The 15,256-nt window shown below is 42.9% G+C and carries 16 protein-coding genes; 9 read left to right on the top strand and 7 right to left on the bottom strand.

What is annotated here, in order from left to right; genetic code table 11:
- Nucleotide 1 precedes the first annotated feature (1 nt).
- Complete coding sequence (locus tag PQR79_RS16080; RefSeq protein WP_238107417.1) at nt 2–307, bottom strand: ArsR/SmtB family transcription factor; 306 nt, start codon at nt 305–307, stop codon at nt 2–4.
- A gap of 194 nt (nt 308–501) precedes the next feature.
- Here PQR79_RS16080 and hemG point away from each other — a divergent pair, with 194 nt between their 5' ends.
- On the top strand, nt 502–1,053 hold the full coding sequence (gene hemG, locus PQR79_RS16075) for a menaquinone-dependent protoporphyrinogen IX dehydrogenase (RefSeq protein WP_238107418.1): 552 nt from the start codon (nt 502–504) through the stop codon (nt 1,051–1,053).
- Here the strand turns inward: hemG and PQR79_RS16070 are convergent.
- The 5 genes from PQR79_RS16070 to def are packed head-to-tail and all read right to left on the bottom strand — an operon-like array spanning nt 1,050 to nt 6,688.
- A complete protein-coding gene (locus tag PQR79_RS16070) occupies nt 1,050–2,492 on the bottom strand; it encodes a TrkH family potassium uptake protein (RefSeq protein ID WP_238107419.1) in 1,443 nt (480 codons plus the stop codon). The two genes, hemG and PQR79_RS16070, sit on opposite strands and share 4 nt — an antisense overlap.
- Before the next feature lie 6 nt (nt 2,493–2,498).
- Nucleotides 2,499–3,908 (bottom strand): Trk system potassium transporter TrkA, encoded by a 1,410-nt coding sequence (trkA, locus tag PQR79_RS16065; protein ID WP_238107420.1) that lies wholly within the window; start codon nt 3,906–3,908, stop codon nt 2,499–2,501.
- A 16-nt stretch (nt 3,909–3,924) separates the two neighbouring features.
- Entirely contained in the window at nt 3,925–5,208 is a 1,284-nt protein-coding gene (gene rsmB / locus PQR79_RS16060; RefSeq protein WP_238107421.1) for a 16S rRNA (cytosine(967)-C(5))-methyltransferase RsmB, read from the bottom strand.
- A 1-nt stretch (nt 5,209) separates the two neighbouring features.
- Complete coding sequence (gene fmt, locus PQR79_RS16055; RefSeq protein ID WP_238107422.1) at nt 5,210–6,166, bottom strand: methionyl-tRNA formyltransferase; 957 nt, start codon at nt 6,164–6,166, stop codon at nt 5,210–5,212.
- Between the two features lie 15 nt (nt 6,167–6,181).
- The gene (gene def, locus PQR79_RS16050) at nt 6,182–6,688 is read right to left on the bottom strand and encodes a peptide deformylase (protein ID WP_238107423.1); all 507 of its coding nucleotides are present in this window, start codon (nt 6,686–6,688) and stop codon (nt 6,182–6,184) included.
- A 126-nt stretch (nt 6,689–6,814) separates the two neighbouring features.
- Here def and PQR79_RS16045 point away from each other — a divergent pair, with 126 nt between their 5' ends.
- The 6 genes from PQR79_RS16045 to hemF all read left to right on the top strand — a co-directional run bounded on the left by PQR79_RS16045 (nt 6,815) and on the right by hemF (nt 11,664).
- A complete protein-coding gene (locus PQR79_RS16045; RefSeq protein ID WP_238107424.1) occupies nt 6,815–7,921 on the top strand; it encodes a LysM peptidoglycan-binding domain-containing protein in 1,107 nt (368 codons plus the stop codon).
- Between the two features lie 83 nt (nt 7,922–8,004).
- Complete coding sequence (dprA, locus tag PQR79_RS16040; protein ID WP_238107425.1) at nt 8,005–9,021, top strand: DNA-processing protein DprA; 1,017 nt, start codon at nt 8,005–8,007, stop codon at nt 9,019–9,021.
- Nucleotides 9,022–9,023: 2 nt separating this feature from the next.
- Nucleotides 9,024–9,497: a DUF494 family protein gene (locus PQR79_RS16035; RefSeq protein WP_101033474.1), complete on the top strand. Its 474-nt coding sequence runs from the start codon at nt 9,024–9,026 to the stop codon at nt 9,495–9,497.
- Between the two features lie 59 nt (nt 9,498–9,556).
- The gene (locus tag PQR79_RS16030; RefSeq protein ID WP_238107426.1) at nt 9,557–10,120 is read left to right on the top strand and encodes a DNA topoisomerase family protein; all 564 of its coding nucleotides are present in this window, start codon (nt 9,557–9,559) and stop codon (nt 10,118–10,120) included.
- Nucleotides 10,121–10,160: 40 nt separating this feature from the next.
- Nucleotides 10,161–10,727, top strand: coding sequence for an L-threonylcarbamoyladenylate synthase type 1 TsaC (gene tsaC / locus PQR79_RS16025; RefSeq protein WP_238107427.1), 567 nt, complete (start codon nt 10,161–10,163; stop codon nt 10,725–10,727).
- A 4-nt stretch (nt 10,728–10,731) separates the two neighbouring features.
- Nucleotides 10,732–11,664 (top strand): oxygen-dependent coproporphyrinogen oxidase, encoded by a 933-nt coding sequence (gene hemF, locus PQR79_RS16020; protein WP_238107436.1) that lies wholly within the window; start codon nt 10,732–10,734, stop codon nt 11,662–11,664.
- Between the two features lie 28 nt (nt 11,665–11,692).
- Here hemF and PQR79_RS16015 read toward each other — a convergent pair whose 3' ends face one another.
- Complete coding sequence (locus PQR79_RS16015) at nt 11,693–12,127, bottom strand: group II truncated hemoglobin (protein ID WP_238107428.1); 435 nt, start codon at nt 12,125–12,127, stop codon at nt 11,693–11,695.
- Nucleotides 12,128–12,576: 449 nt separating this feature from the next.
- Here PQR79_RS16015 and PQR79_RS16010 point away from each other — a divergent pair, with 449 nt between their 5' ends.
- Together PQR79_RS16010 and PQR79_RS16005 are read left to right on the top strand one after the other, a co-directional pair.
- On the top strand, nt 12,577–13,959 hold the full coding sequence (locus tag PQR79_RS16010; RefSeq protein WP_238107429.1) for an amidohydrolase: 1,383 nt from the start codon (nt 12,577–12,579) through the stop codon (nt 13,957–13,959).
- An 11-nt stretch (nt 13,960–13,970) separates the two neighbouring features.
- On the top strand, nt 13,971–15,227 hold the full coding sequence (locus tag PQR79_RS16005; protein ID WP_238107430.1) for an amidohydrolase family protein: 1,257 nt from the start codon (nt 13,971–13,973) through the stop codon (nt 15,225–15,227).
- Nucleotides 15,228–15,256: the final 29 nt, after the last annotated feature.

Raw genomic sequence — 15,256 nt, 5'->3', positions numbered from 1 at the left:
ATTAGGCGCAATAACGGCGATGTAAAATGGAGATGACTTCAGTCACTTGTTCATTTTTAAGCGTGTAATACACCACTTGTGAGCTTTTACGCGTATTCACTAAGTCTTGCGTGCGCAGTACTGCTAAATGTTGTGACAATGCCGACTGACTTAACGGAACGGTTTCATTTAGCTCTGTTACACTGTGTTCTTTTTCTAGCAGTAAGCATAAAATCATCAGTCGATACGGATTCGCTATTGCCTTTAGCCATTGTGCGGCTGTTTCAGCATTATTAAGCATGGTGACGACATCGATATCTTGCTTCATGAGTGTTCCTACCTAGTGAACTTGAGTTAGCTTAACACTAACTTGCTATTTGGTATTATCATACTTCTGCACTTCGAAGATCTCAATTTTAACTATTAAATATATGAGCTATTTCTAATTTGTGATCATTGCTCAGGTTTAAAAAGGACTTTTTATGCCAAACTGAGGCAAATAACGCAGTAATGAGACATAACATGGCGCACATATTAGTACTTTATTATTCTCGTGGAGGACACACGGCTCAAATTAGTCGTGCTATTGCTGAGCAAATTATCGCTAATGGTGATCAATGTGACGTAATAAATATCCATGATACTAAACAAAAACCGATTGAATGGGATAAATATCAAGCCGTTGCTTTGGGTGCCTGTGTTTTGTATGGTTCATACCATAAGTCGGTTTTTGAGTTTGTCAGCCAACATCAGCAAGCGTTATCGAATATTCCAAATAGCTTTTTTTGTGTCAATGTGGTGGCGCGTAATCCAGAAAAACGTATCCCAGAAAACAATAAATATTTACAGAAGTTTTTAACCTTGTCGGCTTGGAAACCTCAAGATGTTAAGATTATTGCAGGTAAAGTGGATTATCCATCTTGGCCTTGGTACGACAGCTTAATGATTAGATTGATCATGAAGATGACTGATGGACCTACGGATCCTACCGCCATTATTGACTACACCGATTGGCAAGATGTAAAAGCTTATGGTAATCATATTGCCAGTTTAGCTAACGTTGAATTGAGCTAAAAATGCCAAAATTTAGGATGTAATAATACTGCTATAGTCAGGATTTCTAAACGACCTAATAACATTCCAATTGCTAGGGCCCATTTGGCAATATCGGGTAAGGGGGCAAAGTTACCCGCAGGGCCAATAATAGGCCCAAGCCCTGGGCCTACGTTTGTTACTGCAGTGATTGCACCGGTAATGCTGGTCATTGGGTCTAAGCCAGTTAACACTAAAATAATCGATAAGCCTAAAATCACCACAAACATCAGCATAAAAAAAGCCACAATTGAACGGACAATGTCATCAGTTACACGATGGCCATTGTATTTTTCTTTAAACACGCCATTAGGGTGAAATTGTTGTTTTATTTGCTGACGCATAATTGAAAAGGCAATTTGGAAACGAAAGATTTTTATTCCACCAGAAGTTGAACCAGAACAACTACCGACAAACATTAAAAACAAAAATGCCACGCTGGCGACCGTCCCCCAAGCTTGATAATCAGTTAACCCGTAACCTGTTGTGGTGATAACGGATATCACGTTAAAACTTGATAATCTTAGTGCATCAATGAAATCCATATGCTGATGTCGCCACAACCAAAACGCTAATGAACAAGACACTAACACCACAAACAGTAAAAAGCCTTTTACTTGTTGGTCATTCCATAATCGTACACTGCGTTGTTGAATTGACTGAACAAACATGATTAACGGTAATCCGCCGGCTAACATAAACACAATACTTACCCAATGAGCTTCATGTGAAAAGGCGGCCATTGAGTTATCTGACGTTGAGTAGCCACCGGTTGATAACGTGGTCATGGCGTGGCTAATGGCTTCAAACCAGTGCATTCCAGCGAGGTGATAGGCTAGGGAACATAGCAACGTAAGCACTAAGTAGACCTGAAATAAGTGTTTGGCCATGTGCTGGGTACGCGGCATGGTTTTGTCGCTCCAGTCGGATGATTCTGTTCTAAATAGCCGCATACCACCGACGTTAAGAAATGGTAATACTGCTACTGCCATCACAATAAAGCCTATGCCGCCTAACCACTGCAACAGGGATCTCCATACTAAAATACTGTGATCCATGGCGTCTAAGCCGCTGAGTACGGTAGAGCCTGTAGTGGTGATACCTGACATGGTTTCAAAAAATGCATCTGTATAGTTGATGCCGTGATACAAGGTGAAAGGCAATGCTGCAAAAAGACTGACAATAAACCACGTCACGCTGGTGAGCATGAACATGTCTCTAATGTTGAGGTTAAATTGGCGATGACGACCATTTTGCAGACAAATAATGGCGATAAAACCAGTAAATAAGCCTGATATCATAAAATCGCCAATGGTCTCTTCGCCATAAAATAGCGCGAATGCCATTGGCACCAACATAAATCCTGTGAGTATCGAGAGAAAAATACCCAGAATAAAGATAAGCTGTTTTATGTTAAACATAAAAACCTAAAAGAAAAATGCACTCGGTTGGAATAGTTTTTCTACATCACCAATAAACTTTTTATTCACTAAGAATAGAATCACATGGTCGCCTTGCTCGATAACGGTTTTATCATGGCCCATCAAGACCTCGTCGTTACGAACTATTGCACCAATGGTGGTTCCTGGTGGTAGCTTTATTTCACCAATTTGCTTACCGACCACTTTTGAGGTGCTCGAGTCACCATGAGCGATAGCTTCTATGGCTTCAGCTGCACCGCGACGCAATGAATAAACATTACAAATATCGCCTTGGCGAATGTGAGTCAGTAGCGCTGAGATTGTGGCTTGCTGTGGTGAAATAGCGATATCGATATTGGCTTCTTGTACAATGTCGACGTAAGCTTCACGCTGAATGAGCACCATCACTTTTTTGGCCCCCATACGTTTTGCGAGTAATGCCGACATAATGTTTGCTTCGTCATCGTTGGTGACGGCAATAAACACATCAGTTTGATCTATGTGTTCTTCAATCAGCAATTCTTGGTCTGATGCGTCACCACAAAAAACTGTTGTTTTCTCTAGCTTTTCAGATAGTTGCTCGGCACGTTCTTGTCGGTGTTCAATTAATTTCACCGAGTGATTACGTTGCAGCTTTTGTGCTAAACCAAAACCGATATTACCGCCCCCTGCAATCATAATATTGCGGTACGAGTTATCGAGCTTTTGCATTTCACTCATTACCGCGCGAATATGGCGACTGTCGGCAACAAAAAACACTTCATCATCGGCTTCAATAATGGTGGTACCGCGCGGCATAATCGGCCGACCTTGTCTAAAAATCGCCGCGACACGGGTATCAATATTGGGCATGTGCTCACGTAATGTGGCTAAAGCGTTACCAACTAAAGGCCCACCATAATAGGCTTTTACTGCGACTAGGCTTAACTTACCTTTTGCGAATTCAAGCACCTGCAATGCACCCGGGTATTCAACTAGCCTTTGTATGTAAGTGGTTACTAACTGTTCTGGGGCAATAAGCTCATCGATAATAAAACCACCTCGCGGTTTCGCGTCACTGGCTTTAATCTCACTGTTGATAAACAGCTTATCTTGTAAATCTAGGTAGGCTTCGGAGCGGATACGAGCAATTTTTGTCGGTGTACCAAACAAGCTATAAGCTATTTGGCAAGCCGACATATTACATTCATCACTGTTTGTCACGGCAATGAGCATGTCGGCATCTTCGGCACCCGCTTCTTTTAATACACTTGGATGCGCGCCATGGCCTACAACAACACGTAAATCAAACTTATCTTGCAGTAGTCTTAGCCTTGCTCTGTCGCTATCGACTAAGGTGATGTCATTATTCTCACCGACTAAGTTCTCAGCTAATGTGCCGCCAACTTGGCCCGCCCCTAAAATAATAATCTTCATGGCTTTGGGTACATCCTTAAATTGCTTTAACTAGACGCGCGTAATAAAAACCATCCATATTGTCCTGGCCGGGTAAAATCTGCCAACCAATGTCTTCGGGATTTGACTGTTGTGCGATTGGCACTAACTTAGCGTCTGCTGTGCGGGCTAAAAATTGCTCAACTTGTTGGCTATTTTCTTGCGGCAAAATAGAGCAGGTTGCATACAATAATGTGCCACCTGGTTTTAGCCATTGCCAGCAGTGATCAAAAATTTGTCGTTGTAAATTGGCTAACTCTTCAATGTCGTTGTTTTTACGTAGCCATTTGATATCTGGGTGACGACGAATCACTCCGGTTGCTGAGCATGGCGCATCCAGTAAAATGCGGTCAAATTGTTGCCCTTGCCACCATGAGTCAATATTGGCAGCGTCGCCGTGAATAACTTGCGCTTTTAAATGCAGTCTGTCTAGATTTTGTTGTACTCGTGCAAGTCGTTTTTCATCAAAATCGACCGCAACAAGATTAATACTTGGGGCGAGTTCGATTAAATGACAACTTTTACCACCCGGTGCGGCGCAAGCATCTAACACTAGCTCATTTGCTGCTGGAGCCAGTAAAGTGGCAGCCCATTGTGCAGCGCCATCTTGTACCGACGCCGCACCTTGCATAAACTCCGGCAAGTTGGCGACATCTTTAGGGCTGTCGAGCAATATAGAATCTGGACTAGGACCCGCTTCGGCACCAATGTCTTGCGCTGTTAATGCGCTTAAATATTCTTCACGCGATTGCGATAAACGATTGTTGCGTAGCCACATTGGTGGGCGCTGGTGGCTTTGTTCAATGATGGCTTGCCAGTTGTCTGGATAGGCTTGTTGTAAGCGTTTAATAAACCAGGCAGGAGTGTTAAAACGTAAGGTGTCTGAATCCGTGTTAAGCGCGGATTCTTGGCGTTGAATATTGCGTAACACGCCATTTATTACCTTTACGAGCCCGTCAAATCGCAGTTGCCGACAGGCTTCTGCTGTTTCTGAAATGGCGGCATGTGCAGGAATGCGGGTGAAGTAAAGCTGATAACAACCCACTATCAATAACTGATGTAAAATGCGTTGTTTGCCTTTAAATGGTTTTGCAAGGCAATCACTTACACATTTGTCTAATTGTGGTAATTGTCGCATGACTCCATAGCAGAGTTCTGCTAACAAGGCTTTGTCTTTACCGTTTTGTAAGTGTTGCTGTTGATCGGGTAGCGCAACCGATAACGAGATGCCTTTTTCAAGTACTTCATAAATCGCTTTAGCTGCAAGTGCACGCACATTCATGCTAGTTAGCCTCTTGGTTTAAACACACACCAGCAGTAAACCAATCACTACGAGCATTTAAGATATCAGCCACATTTAATGGCTTTTTGTTAGGTAGTTGCATGGTTTCAATGATTAATGAACCGTCAGCCGTTGCAACTTCAATACCTTGTTTAGTGGCTGAAATCACTGTGCCCGGGGCTTGCGAGCATGTTTGGGCATTGTAGGTAGCTTGCCATATTTTAATGACGCTTTGTTGATGTTCAAAGTAGCTAACAGGCCAAGGGTTAAAGGCGCGGATCTCTTGCCACAATTGTTTAGCACTTTTGTGCCAATCAATACGGGCTTCTTCTTTGGAGAGCTTTTCTGCGTAGTTTGCTAAGGCTTCATCTTGTTTCTGTGCTTTAAGGCTACCATCACTTAAGCCTGTAAGAGCTTCAACTAAGGCTTGAGGACCTTGCTCTGCAAGTTTTTCATATAGGCTTGCTGACGTGTCGCTTGCTTCTATAGGTAAGTGTGTTTTTAGCAGCATATCGCCTGTATCAAGGCCGACATCCATTTGCATTATGGTGACGCCTGTTTCTGTGTCTCCCGCCCATAAGGCGCGCTGGATAGGTGCAGCGCCACGCCAGCGAGGTAATATAGAACCGTGAACGTTAATACAGCCTAATCTTGGTGTATCAAGTACTATCTTTGGTAAAATCAGCCCGTAAGCGACCACTACCATAATGTCGGCATTGAGGTTGGCTAATTCTGCTTGGGCGTCTTCGTTGCGTAATGATGCCGGCTGAAAGACGTTGATGTTATGCTGTTGCGCTAATGCTTTAACTGGGCTGGCGGTCAGTTTTTTCCCTCGGCCAGCCGGTCTATCCGGTTGGGTGTAAACGGCAATCACATCATGTTCAGAGTTTATTAGCGCCTGCAAGTGTCTGGCGGCAAAATCCGGAGTACCGGCAAAGATAATTTTTAACGGTTTCAAATTTGTTCCTACTGGTTACTTGGCGGCTAGACGTGCTTCTTTTTCAAGCTTTGTTTTTATACGCTGACGTTTAAGTGGTGACAAGTAATCCACAAATAGCTTACCTTTTAAGTGATCCATTTCATGTTGGATACAAATTGCAAACAATTCGTCGGCTTCAACGGTAAATTCTTCACCGTGACGATCAAGTGCTTTTAATGTAACAAATTCAGCACGGTCTACTTTGGCATAAATACCGGGGACAGATAAACAGCCTTCTTCGTTAGCAAAGTCACCGCTGCTTTTTACAATTTGTGGATTAATAAAGATCGTTGGACGTTCAACGTCATCTTGTAGGTCCATGACGATAAGCTGTTTATGGAAATCGACTTGGGTTGCAGCAAGACCAATGCCTTTTTCTTCGTACATTGTTTCTAGCATGTTATCTATTTGGGTTTGTAATTCTGGCCCAAAATCAGTTACAGGTTCAGCAATGGTGCGTAAACGCTCATCTGGAAATCGTAAAACATTTAATAATGGCATATATAAACTCTTAACAAGTCTGTCAAATTTCAGCCAGTTAGCTATACTGGCTGTTGCGAATAGGGTAATTTTAATCCTTACCGCCTATCAATAACAGTAAAAAGCTCTAATAAAGAGCTAAACAACATGGACCACACCATGAAACGCTTACTTTTACTTGCTTTTTTATCATTAAATATTTTTGGAGTTAGTGCTGATACATTAACTTTGAAAGCTGGGCATCCTGATACGTATGTCGTTAAAAAAGGCGATACGTTGTGGGATATCTCTGGATATTTTTTAAATGATCCATGGCGTTGGCCTAAGTTGTGGGGTGTTAACCCACAAATAGCTAACCCTCATCTTATTTATCCTGGCGATAGGCTGACCTTGGTGTTTATCGATGGGCAACCGCGCTTAGTGGTAAAACAGCATATAAAGAAAAGCCCTGAAGGAAGAGTGGCCTCAAAAAATGGTCCTATTCCAGCAGTGGATTTAGCACTTATTCAACCTTATTTAACTCAAAACCGAGTCGTCGACCCGGCCTGGTTTGCCAGTTTGCCAATGGTGATGAGTGGCGAAAGTCCATCGCTGCACCATGTGGTGAGTGACATTATTTATGTTAACGCTCCGCTTGAGGTTGGCTTAAAAGTGGCCATGTATGAAACCGGGCGTGAGTTTTTTGCTTCAGACAGAGAAGGCATGTTAGGCCAGGAGATGATTTTAGCCTCTAGCGGCCGGGTGATTGAGTCTGGGCCAATATCAAAAGTAGAGTTACTAAGTAGCTTACGTGAAACCAAAGGAGGCTTTAAAGTTGCTCCGGTTGAGGATGAAGCCTTAATGTCTGCTTATTTTATCCCAAAAGCGGCGGAACTTACGGTTCCTACATCAATTTTAGCCATTAACGGAAAAATCCGTGAGGCAGGTAAACTTGATGTTGTATACATTGATCGCGGTAGTGAAGATGGTGTTGAAACGGGTCATGTATTTTCGATGTTTCGTGATGGCGAAATCATTACCTATGATAATGAAGGTTTGCCTGTACGCGCGTTGGATCGCTCATCATATGACAAAGTATTAGCGCACTTTGCTGAAGAGACCTCACATAAGATGCCTGATATTTTTCATGGTAACTTATTAGTGTTTAAAGTCTTTGATAAAACAAGTTTAGGTTTGATTATGTTTAACGAAATCCCTGTTCGCACTGGCGACAAACTCGCTAAGCCTGAGCCGTTGACCTTAAAGGGTGATTAATTTCAGATAAACTGGTCGACTGGCTAGTTGTTTGTGCAGTATCTGGGTTAGGGCCTGCTCGGATTCAACAATTATTAACTCAAATGGACATTGAAGAACTTCGTCAACGTCTAGAATTTGAACCTCAAGGCTTGCCGTTATCGGCAAGCCTGTTAGCAAAATGCCAAATCGATTTTGATAAAGTTGATTTGGCATTGGCATGGCAAGAGTCGCAACCTCACCATTATATTTTAACCCCTTCCGATCCACTCTATCCTCCTTTACTACAACAAATTAGTGATGCTCCTTTAGTGTTATTTGTTAAAGGTCTCATTACGCCTTTGGTGATGCCTAGCATTGCCATTGTGGGGAGCCGAAATGCATCACGTGGTGGGTTAGATATGGCTGCTGAGCTTGCTTATAATTTGGCAAGTCAAGGATTTGCAGTTACCAGTGGCATGGCAACTGGGATTGATGGGGCTGCCCATAAAGCGACATTGGCAGCTAAAGGTTCAACTATGGCTGTATTAGGCACCGGTGTTGAACGTATATACCCTAAACGGCATCAACAGTTGTATCACGACATTATTCATTCTGGCTGTGTAATCAGTGAGTATTGGCCTGAAATAGGCCCGTTTGCGGGTAACTTTCCTAAACGTAATCGTATTGTAAGTGGTTTGAGTTTAGGTACTGTTGTGGTTGAGGCGAGTCGTAAAAGCGGCTCGCTAATTAGTGCCCGGCTAGCAATGGAGCAAAACCGTGAAGTGTTTGCTGTTCCGGGCTCGGTACTCGGTGGTTACAGTCAGGGATGCCATGATTTAATTAAAAATGGCGCAAAACTTATAGAGTCTGCTGCCGATATCATTGAAGAGTTGGGCAGTTTATCGGATTATCACCTTGAACAATTGCATCAGCGGCACCATATACAGGATAATGACATTTGTGATTTGCCATTTCCTTCGCTGTTAGCTAGTGTAGGATATGAAACCACTGCAATTGATGCCGTGGTTGAGGATAGTGGGAAGCCAATAGATCTGGTGTTAGTACAAATGCTTGAACTTGAATTACAAGGGTGGGTTGCAGCTGTGCCCGGTGGTTACGTCAGACTAAAGAGGAGTTAGCCATGTTTGATATCCTCATGTATTTATTTGAAAATTATGTTCATAGTGAAATTGAACTATTAGTGGATGAAGATGAGCTCACCAAAGAGTTAACTCGAGCGGGTTTTCATCAAGTCGATATTATAAAAGCGCTTTCTTGGTTAGAGCACTTAGCTGATTTGCAGGAAAGCGATAAACCGTATTTGTGCAATCATGCGCAACATTCATTCCGTATTTACACCAAAGCGGAGATGGCAAAGTTAGATGTTGAGTGTCGTGGATTTTTATTGTTCTTAGAGCAAATTCAAGTGCTCAGTGTTGAAACCCGTGAAATGGTGATTGACCGGGTAATGGAGTTAGATGAGCCAACGTTGGTGTTAGAAGATCTCAAGTGGGTAGTATTAATGGTACTATTCAATGTGCCAGGAAATGAGTCAGCCTACGAGCAAATGGAAGATTTAATCTTCGAGCAACCAGAAGGGCGCTTGCACTCATAACAGAAAGGGGGCTTAGCCTCCTTTTTTAGGTCTATAGAAAATTACTCATAGAGAGCACCATGTCGAAAATTGATCAACAGCTGTTTACTGTCCACGAGCATGCATTGGAGAAAGAGTTTGAACTTTGTCCTGTTTGTGGTTCTGAGCTGTCGGTTAAGCACAGTAAACATGGCAGTTTTGTCGGCTGTAATAATTATCCAACTTGCGACTATACACGGCCTTTAGTGCAGCATGAATCAATTGAAACACAAGTGATTAGTGGTTCTCACTGCCCACAATGTGGTCATGAATTAGCGGTAAAGTCTGGACGGTTTGGTATCTTTATTGGCTGTACCAATTATCCTGAGTGTACTCATATTGAAAAGCATGATCACAGCAGTGACGTTGAGCCTATTACTTGTCCTCTATGCAGTAAAGGTCATTTAGAATCTCGAACGAGTCGTTATGGAAAAACTTTTTTTGCTTGTAGTGCCTACCCTAAATGCAAGTTTATCGTAAACTATCCTCCTTATAATGAGTCGTGTCCTGAATGTGGCTTTGGGATTTTAGTTGAACGAAAAGGCGCAGCAGGTAGCCGTCTTGAGTGTCCGCAAAAATCCTGTAAATATAAGCGAGCTTTATAGTTCGTTGTCATTATCCAATAATCTAATGAAAGGAAATCCAATGTTGCAACTGCAGCCATCGGCTGTCGCTACCCTTATTGAGCAAGGTGGCGTAATCGCTTATCCAACAGAAGCTGTATTTGGCTTAGGTTGTGATCCTGACAATGACAGCGCAATTGAGAAGTTGTTGGCAGTAAAGCAACGCCCTTGGCAAAAAGGGTTAATCTTGGTTGCCAGTTCATTTGAACAACTATTACCTTACATTGATATTAGTCATCTTACAGAGTCGCAGTTGCAGTTTGCGCAATCTAAATGGCCTGGGCCGTTTACGTTTGTGATGCCAATTAAACCGCATGTATCTCAATTACTCTGTGGTCAGTTCGATTCTATCGCGGTAAGAGTGTCTGCCCATCCGGTAGTACGCGAATTATGCGATACCCTTAATAAACCATTAGTATCGACTAGTGCCAATTTAGCGGGTGAGCCCCCTGTGGTCGATGCACAATATATCATCACCGATTTTAGCGATAAAATTGATGCATTAATTTTAGGTCAACTTGGTGAGCAGCGTCAGCCATCAACGATTATTGATGCACGCAGCGGTCAAATTCTTCGAAATGGAAGTTAATAATATGTCCAATATTCAATCTCAGGTGCCGGATGCACAACAAGTTAAGTCGTTTTTGTTGGGCTTGCAGCAAAATATTTGTCAACGTTTAGAACAACTCGATGGTAAAGCGAGCTTCAAAGCTGACTCATGGGAGCGTGAAGAAGGGGGTGGTGGTACGAGCCGTGTGATGACTCAAGGTAAAGTCTTTGAACAAGCCGGGGTTAACTTTTCTCATGTGATGGGGGCTGCAATGCCTGCATCGGCTACCGCACACCGTCCAGAGTTGGCTGGCCGTAGTTTTGAGGCCATGGGGGTGTCGTTAGTAATCCATCCTAATAACCCTTTTATTCCAACAACTCATGCCAATGTGCGCTTTTTTATTGCCCGTAAAGAAGGTGCAGACCCTGTGTGGTGGTTCGGTGGTGGGTTTGACTTAACACCTTATTATCCATTTAAAGAAGATGTGGTTAGCTGGCATCAAACGGCAAAAGATATCTGTGATCCATTTGGTGAGGATGTTTATCCTAAATACAAAAAATGGTGTGATGAATACTTCTTTTTGCCGCACCGTAATGAAACACGTGGTGTTGGTGGGTTATTTTTTGATGATTTAAATCAGCCAGGTTTTGAGCGTAGCTTTGCGTTTATGCAAGCTGTGGGTAATGGCTTTATTGAAGCTTATGCACCAATTGTTGAGCGTAATAAAGAATTAGAATATAACGACGATGAGCGCCAATTCCAATTGTACCGCCGTGGTCGTTATGTGGAGTTTAACTTGGTTTATGATCGTGGCACTTTATTTGGCTTACAAACCGGTGGCCGCACAGAATCAATTCTCATGTCGATGCCGCCATTAGTGCGTTGGGAGTATGCCTTTACGCCAGAAGAAGGCTCAGCAGAAGCAGAACTATACGACGTTTACTTAAAGCCTCAAGACTGGTTGGCGCAAGCTTAAGCATTGCTCGACTATATTGCGCTGGTCGTTAGCGGTTGCGCATATTGTCAGCTAAGGTCGAAATAGCCTGAATAATCACTTGTTGATGTTCAGGTTTTTTTATATTGTTTTCAATGGCCGCTCGCATGCAAATTAACCATTGATCACGCATTGATTCGTTAATCGCAAAAGGCATATGCCTAGCTCTAAGCGCAGGATGACCATGTTTCTGTTGGTATAACTGCGGTCCACCAAGCCAACCACTTAAAAACTCATATAACTTTTGTTCAGATTCTGTAATCGGAGAGTGATGAATCGCTAACAGGTTTTGCGTTTCAGGCCGAGTTTGCATTTGCTGATAAAAATCATGGGCTATTGCGCGGATGACTGTATCGCCACCAATAATATCGTAGGCGTTAGATTGCGTGGTATCTCTGTCATCGTTAACTTGTGGTTTAGCGAATATTTTACGTAACCAGTTCATCGTTTTGTATGGTTAAGAATGTTACAGCCATTATACCCAACCAACCTGAATATGCTTGATTTCAGCAAGAATTTACACGTGTTTAGTTAAGGCATTGATTACGGGTAATGGTTATTCCCTTTCCAAAATCAGCTAAATCCACAAAAGCCGCAGTATAAACGCGTGTAAAACTTGCCCTTTGGGCTTTTACCGTGTTTCTCTGATATTAAAATCAAGAACGTTGTTGCGTTAATTTATAAGGTAACTACATTACCGCATTCACGTGCCTAGTATTGAAAGCACGGTGAAGTTTTGAAACATGCATCTTTAAGTTGATAGGTATGTATCTAAATCATCGCCGTATAGAATGATTTTTGTATTAACGTTTTGATACTAATTATTTAACGATTACGCTGTATTTCAACAGGTAACTTGGTTAGATTGGTCGCAAAATAAGAAAGGAGATCCCAATGGCCAAACAAATGTCAGCTCTGGTTGCGGTGGTGTTATCTGCTGCAATTGTAGGTTGTAATCCTGCAGAACAACAAGAGCCACACGTGACCATCAATGCTAATCCATACCCTAGCACCTATCAGGTATTACCTAATTCAACGACATTACTTAGAAATGCCATTGTATTAACTGGTACCGGTGAGCGTCTTGACGATACTGATGTATTAATTAAAGACGGCAAGATAAGTGCTATAGGCCAGCAACTCGTTGCTGACGGTGCGGTGGTTGTTGATGCTACAGGAAAGTGGATTACTCCAGGTATTATCGATGTGCATTCACATTTAGGTGTATACCCAAGTCCTAATGCGGAATCTCATAATGACGGTAATGAAATGACTAATCCCGTGACCGCTGAGGTTTGGGCTGAACACAGCGTATGGCCGCAAGATCCTGGCTTTAATCGTGCACGTGAAGGTGGTATTACGACGTTACAAATTTTGCCAGGCTCAGCCAATTTAATTGGTGGCCGTGGGGTAACATTAAAAAATGTCCCAGCGGCAACAATGCAAGCGATGAAATTCCCCGAAGCGCCTTACGGATTAAAGATGGCCTGCGGTGAAAACCCTAAAAATCTTTATGGCAGCCGTAAAGAATTACCCATGACTCGTATGGGTAACATGGCTGGCTACCGTACCGCATTTATCCAGGCCACTGAATACAAGCGTGCGTGGGATAAATACGAAGCAGACTACGCCGCAGGTAAAAATCCTGTTGCGCCGGAGCGCGACTTAATGAAAGACACCCTTAAAGGTGTGCTCGAAGGTGATATTCTGATTCATAACCACTGCTATAAAGCCGAAGAAATGGCAATGATGATAGACTTAGGCAAAGAGTTTGGTTATCACGCAGGGACATTTCACCACGCTGTAGAAGCTTACAAAATTGCAGATTTATTGGCTGAAAATGGCAACTGTGCAGCTATGTGGCCGGATTGGTGGGGCTTTAAGCTAGAAGCTTACGACATGGTGCTAGAAAATGTGGCCATGGTTGACGCGGTTAAAAAGTCATGTGCCATTGTGCATTCTGACTCAGGTGTCACCATTCAACGTTTAAATCAAGAAACCGCCAAAATTATGCATGCTGCAAATGACAATGGTTTTGAGTTAACAGAGCAACATGTCATTGGTTGGATTACCTCAAATGCCGCTAAATCATTAGGAATAAGTGATAAAACGGGGTCGCTTGAAACCGGTAAAAATGCAGACGTGGTGATATGGAATACCAATCCGTTTAGCGTTTATGCACAAGCAGAAAAAGTGTTTATTGATGGCGCCAAAGTGTATGACCGCCAAGACCCAGCCTACCAGGCGCAAAGTGACTTTATGTTAGGTCAACAATAAGGAGCAAGACAATGACATTATTTACTCAATCAGCGCTTGCTTTGAGCTTATTTATTAGCTTGGCACTTGGTGCGAATGTGGCTCAAGCGGAAAGCCTAGCGATTATCAATGCCACAGTGCATACCGCAACCGAACAGGGCGTGTTAAACAATGCTACCGTGGTGATCGAAAACGGTATTATTGCTGCCATTAATCCCGACAACCCTAAGAGCGACAGTGTTATTGATGCCAAAGGGGCAACGTTAACGCCAGGCTTTATTGCCGCAATGAATGACATGGGCTTGGTTGAAGTTGGCGCGGTAGCAACCTCTCGCGATGCAAGAGATAAAGAAGCCGATATCAGCTTTGACCCTAGCCTTGCGTTTAATCCTCTAGCGAGCACTATCCCGTTTGCACGCAAAGGCGGGATCACTCGTAATATTGTGACTTCAGGTGGAGGAGAAAGCATTTTTGCGGGTCAAACATTTGTCGTCGATTTAAGCGGGGGATTTGATAGTGTTATTGCTAATAAAACCGGCTTATATGTTGAGTTAGGTGCAACCGATGAAGGTTCGCGCGCCATGGGGATGCAACAACTTATACATCAACTTGAAGATACCCAAAAAGCGCTTTCTAAAGCCAAAAAGTCCGACAAGTCTGATAAAGAAGATAGTGACGAGCCTAGTCGAGAAAATAGCATCATTTCGGCAGTATTAGCCGGTGATATCCCGTTGATTGTAGAGGTAGACCGTGCAAGTGACATTATCCATTTAATTAGGCTAAAACAAGATTTTGAGTTGGACTTAGTTATTGTTAATGGTGCAGATGCCGTATTAGTTTCAGAGCCATTAGCACAAGCCAATATTCCGGTTGTTATTGACGCAATGCGTAACCTTCCAGAGAGTTTTGATTCGTTACATAATTCGCTTGAAAATGCCGGCAAGCTGGCAAAAGCAGGGGTTAAAGTAGCTATTGCCTTGCCAGGTGACAGCCATAGCGTTTATGCATTGCGTTATAGTGCGGGTAATGCAGTTGCCAATGGCATGGATTACAACGATGCGTTAGCAGCATTGACGGCTAACATCGCAGATATTTTTCATCTAGACAGTGGCCGTATTGCTGTGGGCAAAGCTGCTGATCTAGTATTATGGAGTGGCGACCCATTTGAGTTTAGTACCCACATTGAAAGAATGTGGATAGCGGGTAAAGAACAATCTTTGCAAAGTCGCCAGGATGAATTACGAGACCGCTATTTGAAAAAAACCGATATGCCAGCCGCGTATCGTTAGATTGACTTAATACCAATGAAGAGAGTTTT

The organism is Shewanella metallivivens (assembly GCF_028750675.1).
In the GTDB taxonomy this organism is placed as follows: Bacteria; Pseudomonadota; Gammaproteobacteria; order Enterobacterales; family Shewanellaceae; genus Shewanella; species Shewanella metallivivens.
Note: the sequence above shows the minus strand (reverse complement) of the source record. Positions and strands in the feature narration are given on the sequence as shown.

Excerpts from the sequence above, each read along its gene's own strand:
- PQR79_RS16080 (WP_238107417.1), bottom strand. The coding sequence starts at position 307 with ATGAAGCAAGATATCGATGTCGTCACCATGCTTAATAATGCTGAAACA.
- hemG (WP_238107418.1), top strand. The coding sequence starts at position 502 with ATGGCGCACATATTAGTACTTTATTATTCTCGTGGAGGACACACGGCT.
- PQR79_RS16070 (WP_238107419.1), bottom strand. The coding sequence starts at position 2,492 with ATGTTTAACATAAAACAGCTTATCTTTATTCTGGGTATTTTTCTCTCG.
- trkA (WP_238107420.1), bottom strand. The coding sequence starts at position 3,908 with ATGAAGATTATTATTTTAGGGGCGGGCCAAGTTGGCGGCACATTAGCT.
- rsmB (WP_238107421.1), bottom strand. The coding sequence starts at position 5,208 with ATGAATGTGCGTGCACTTGCAGCTAAAGCGATTTATGAAGTACTTGAA.
- def (WP_238107423.1), bottom strand. The coding sequence starts at position 6,688 with ATGCCATTATTAAATGTTTTACGATTTCCAGATGAGCGTTTACGCACC.
- PQR79_RS16045 (WP_238107424.1), top strand. The coding sequence starts at position 6,815 with ATGGACCACACCATGAAACGCTTACTTTTACTTGCTTTTTTATCATTA.
- dprA (WP_238107425.1), top strand. The coding sequence starts at position 8,005 with ATGGACATTGAAGAACTTCGTCAACGTCTAGAATTTGAACCTCAAGGC.
- PQR79_RS16035 (WP_101033474.1), top strand. The coding sequence starts at position 9,024 with ATGTTTGATATCCTCATGTATTTATTTGAAAATTATGTTCATAGTGAA.
- PQR79_RS16030 (WP_238107426.1), top strand. The coding sequence starts at position 9,557 with ATGTCGAAAATTGATCAACAGCTGTTTACTGTCCACGAGCATGCATTG.
- tsaC (WP_238107427.1), top strand. The coding sequence starts at position 10,161 with ATGTTGCAACTGCAGCCATCGGCTGTCGCTACCCTTATTGAGCAAGGT.
- hemF (WP_238107436.1), top strand. The coding sequence starts at position 10,732 with ATGTCCAATATTCAATCTCAGGTGCCGGATGCACAACAAGTTAAGTCG.
- PQR79_RS16015 (WP_238107428.1), bottom strand. The coding sequence starts at position 12,127 with ATGAACTGGTTACGTAAAATATTCGCTAAACCACAAGTTAACGATGAC.
- PQR79_RS16010 (WP_238107429.1), top strand. The coding sequence starts at position 12,577 with ATGGCCAAACAAATGTCAGCTCTGGTTGCGGTGGTGTTATCTGCTGCA.
- PQR79_RS16005 (WP_238107430.1), top strand. The coding sequence starts at position 13,971 with ATGACATTATTTACTCAATCAGCGCTTGCTTTGAGCTTATTTATTAGC.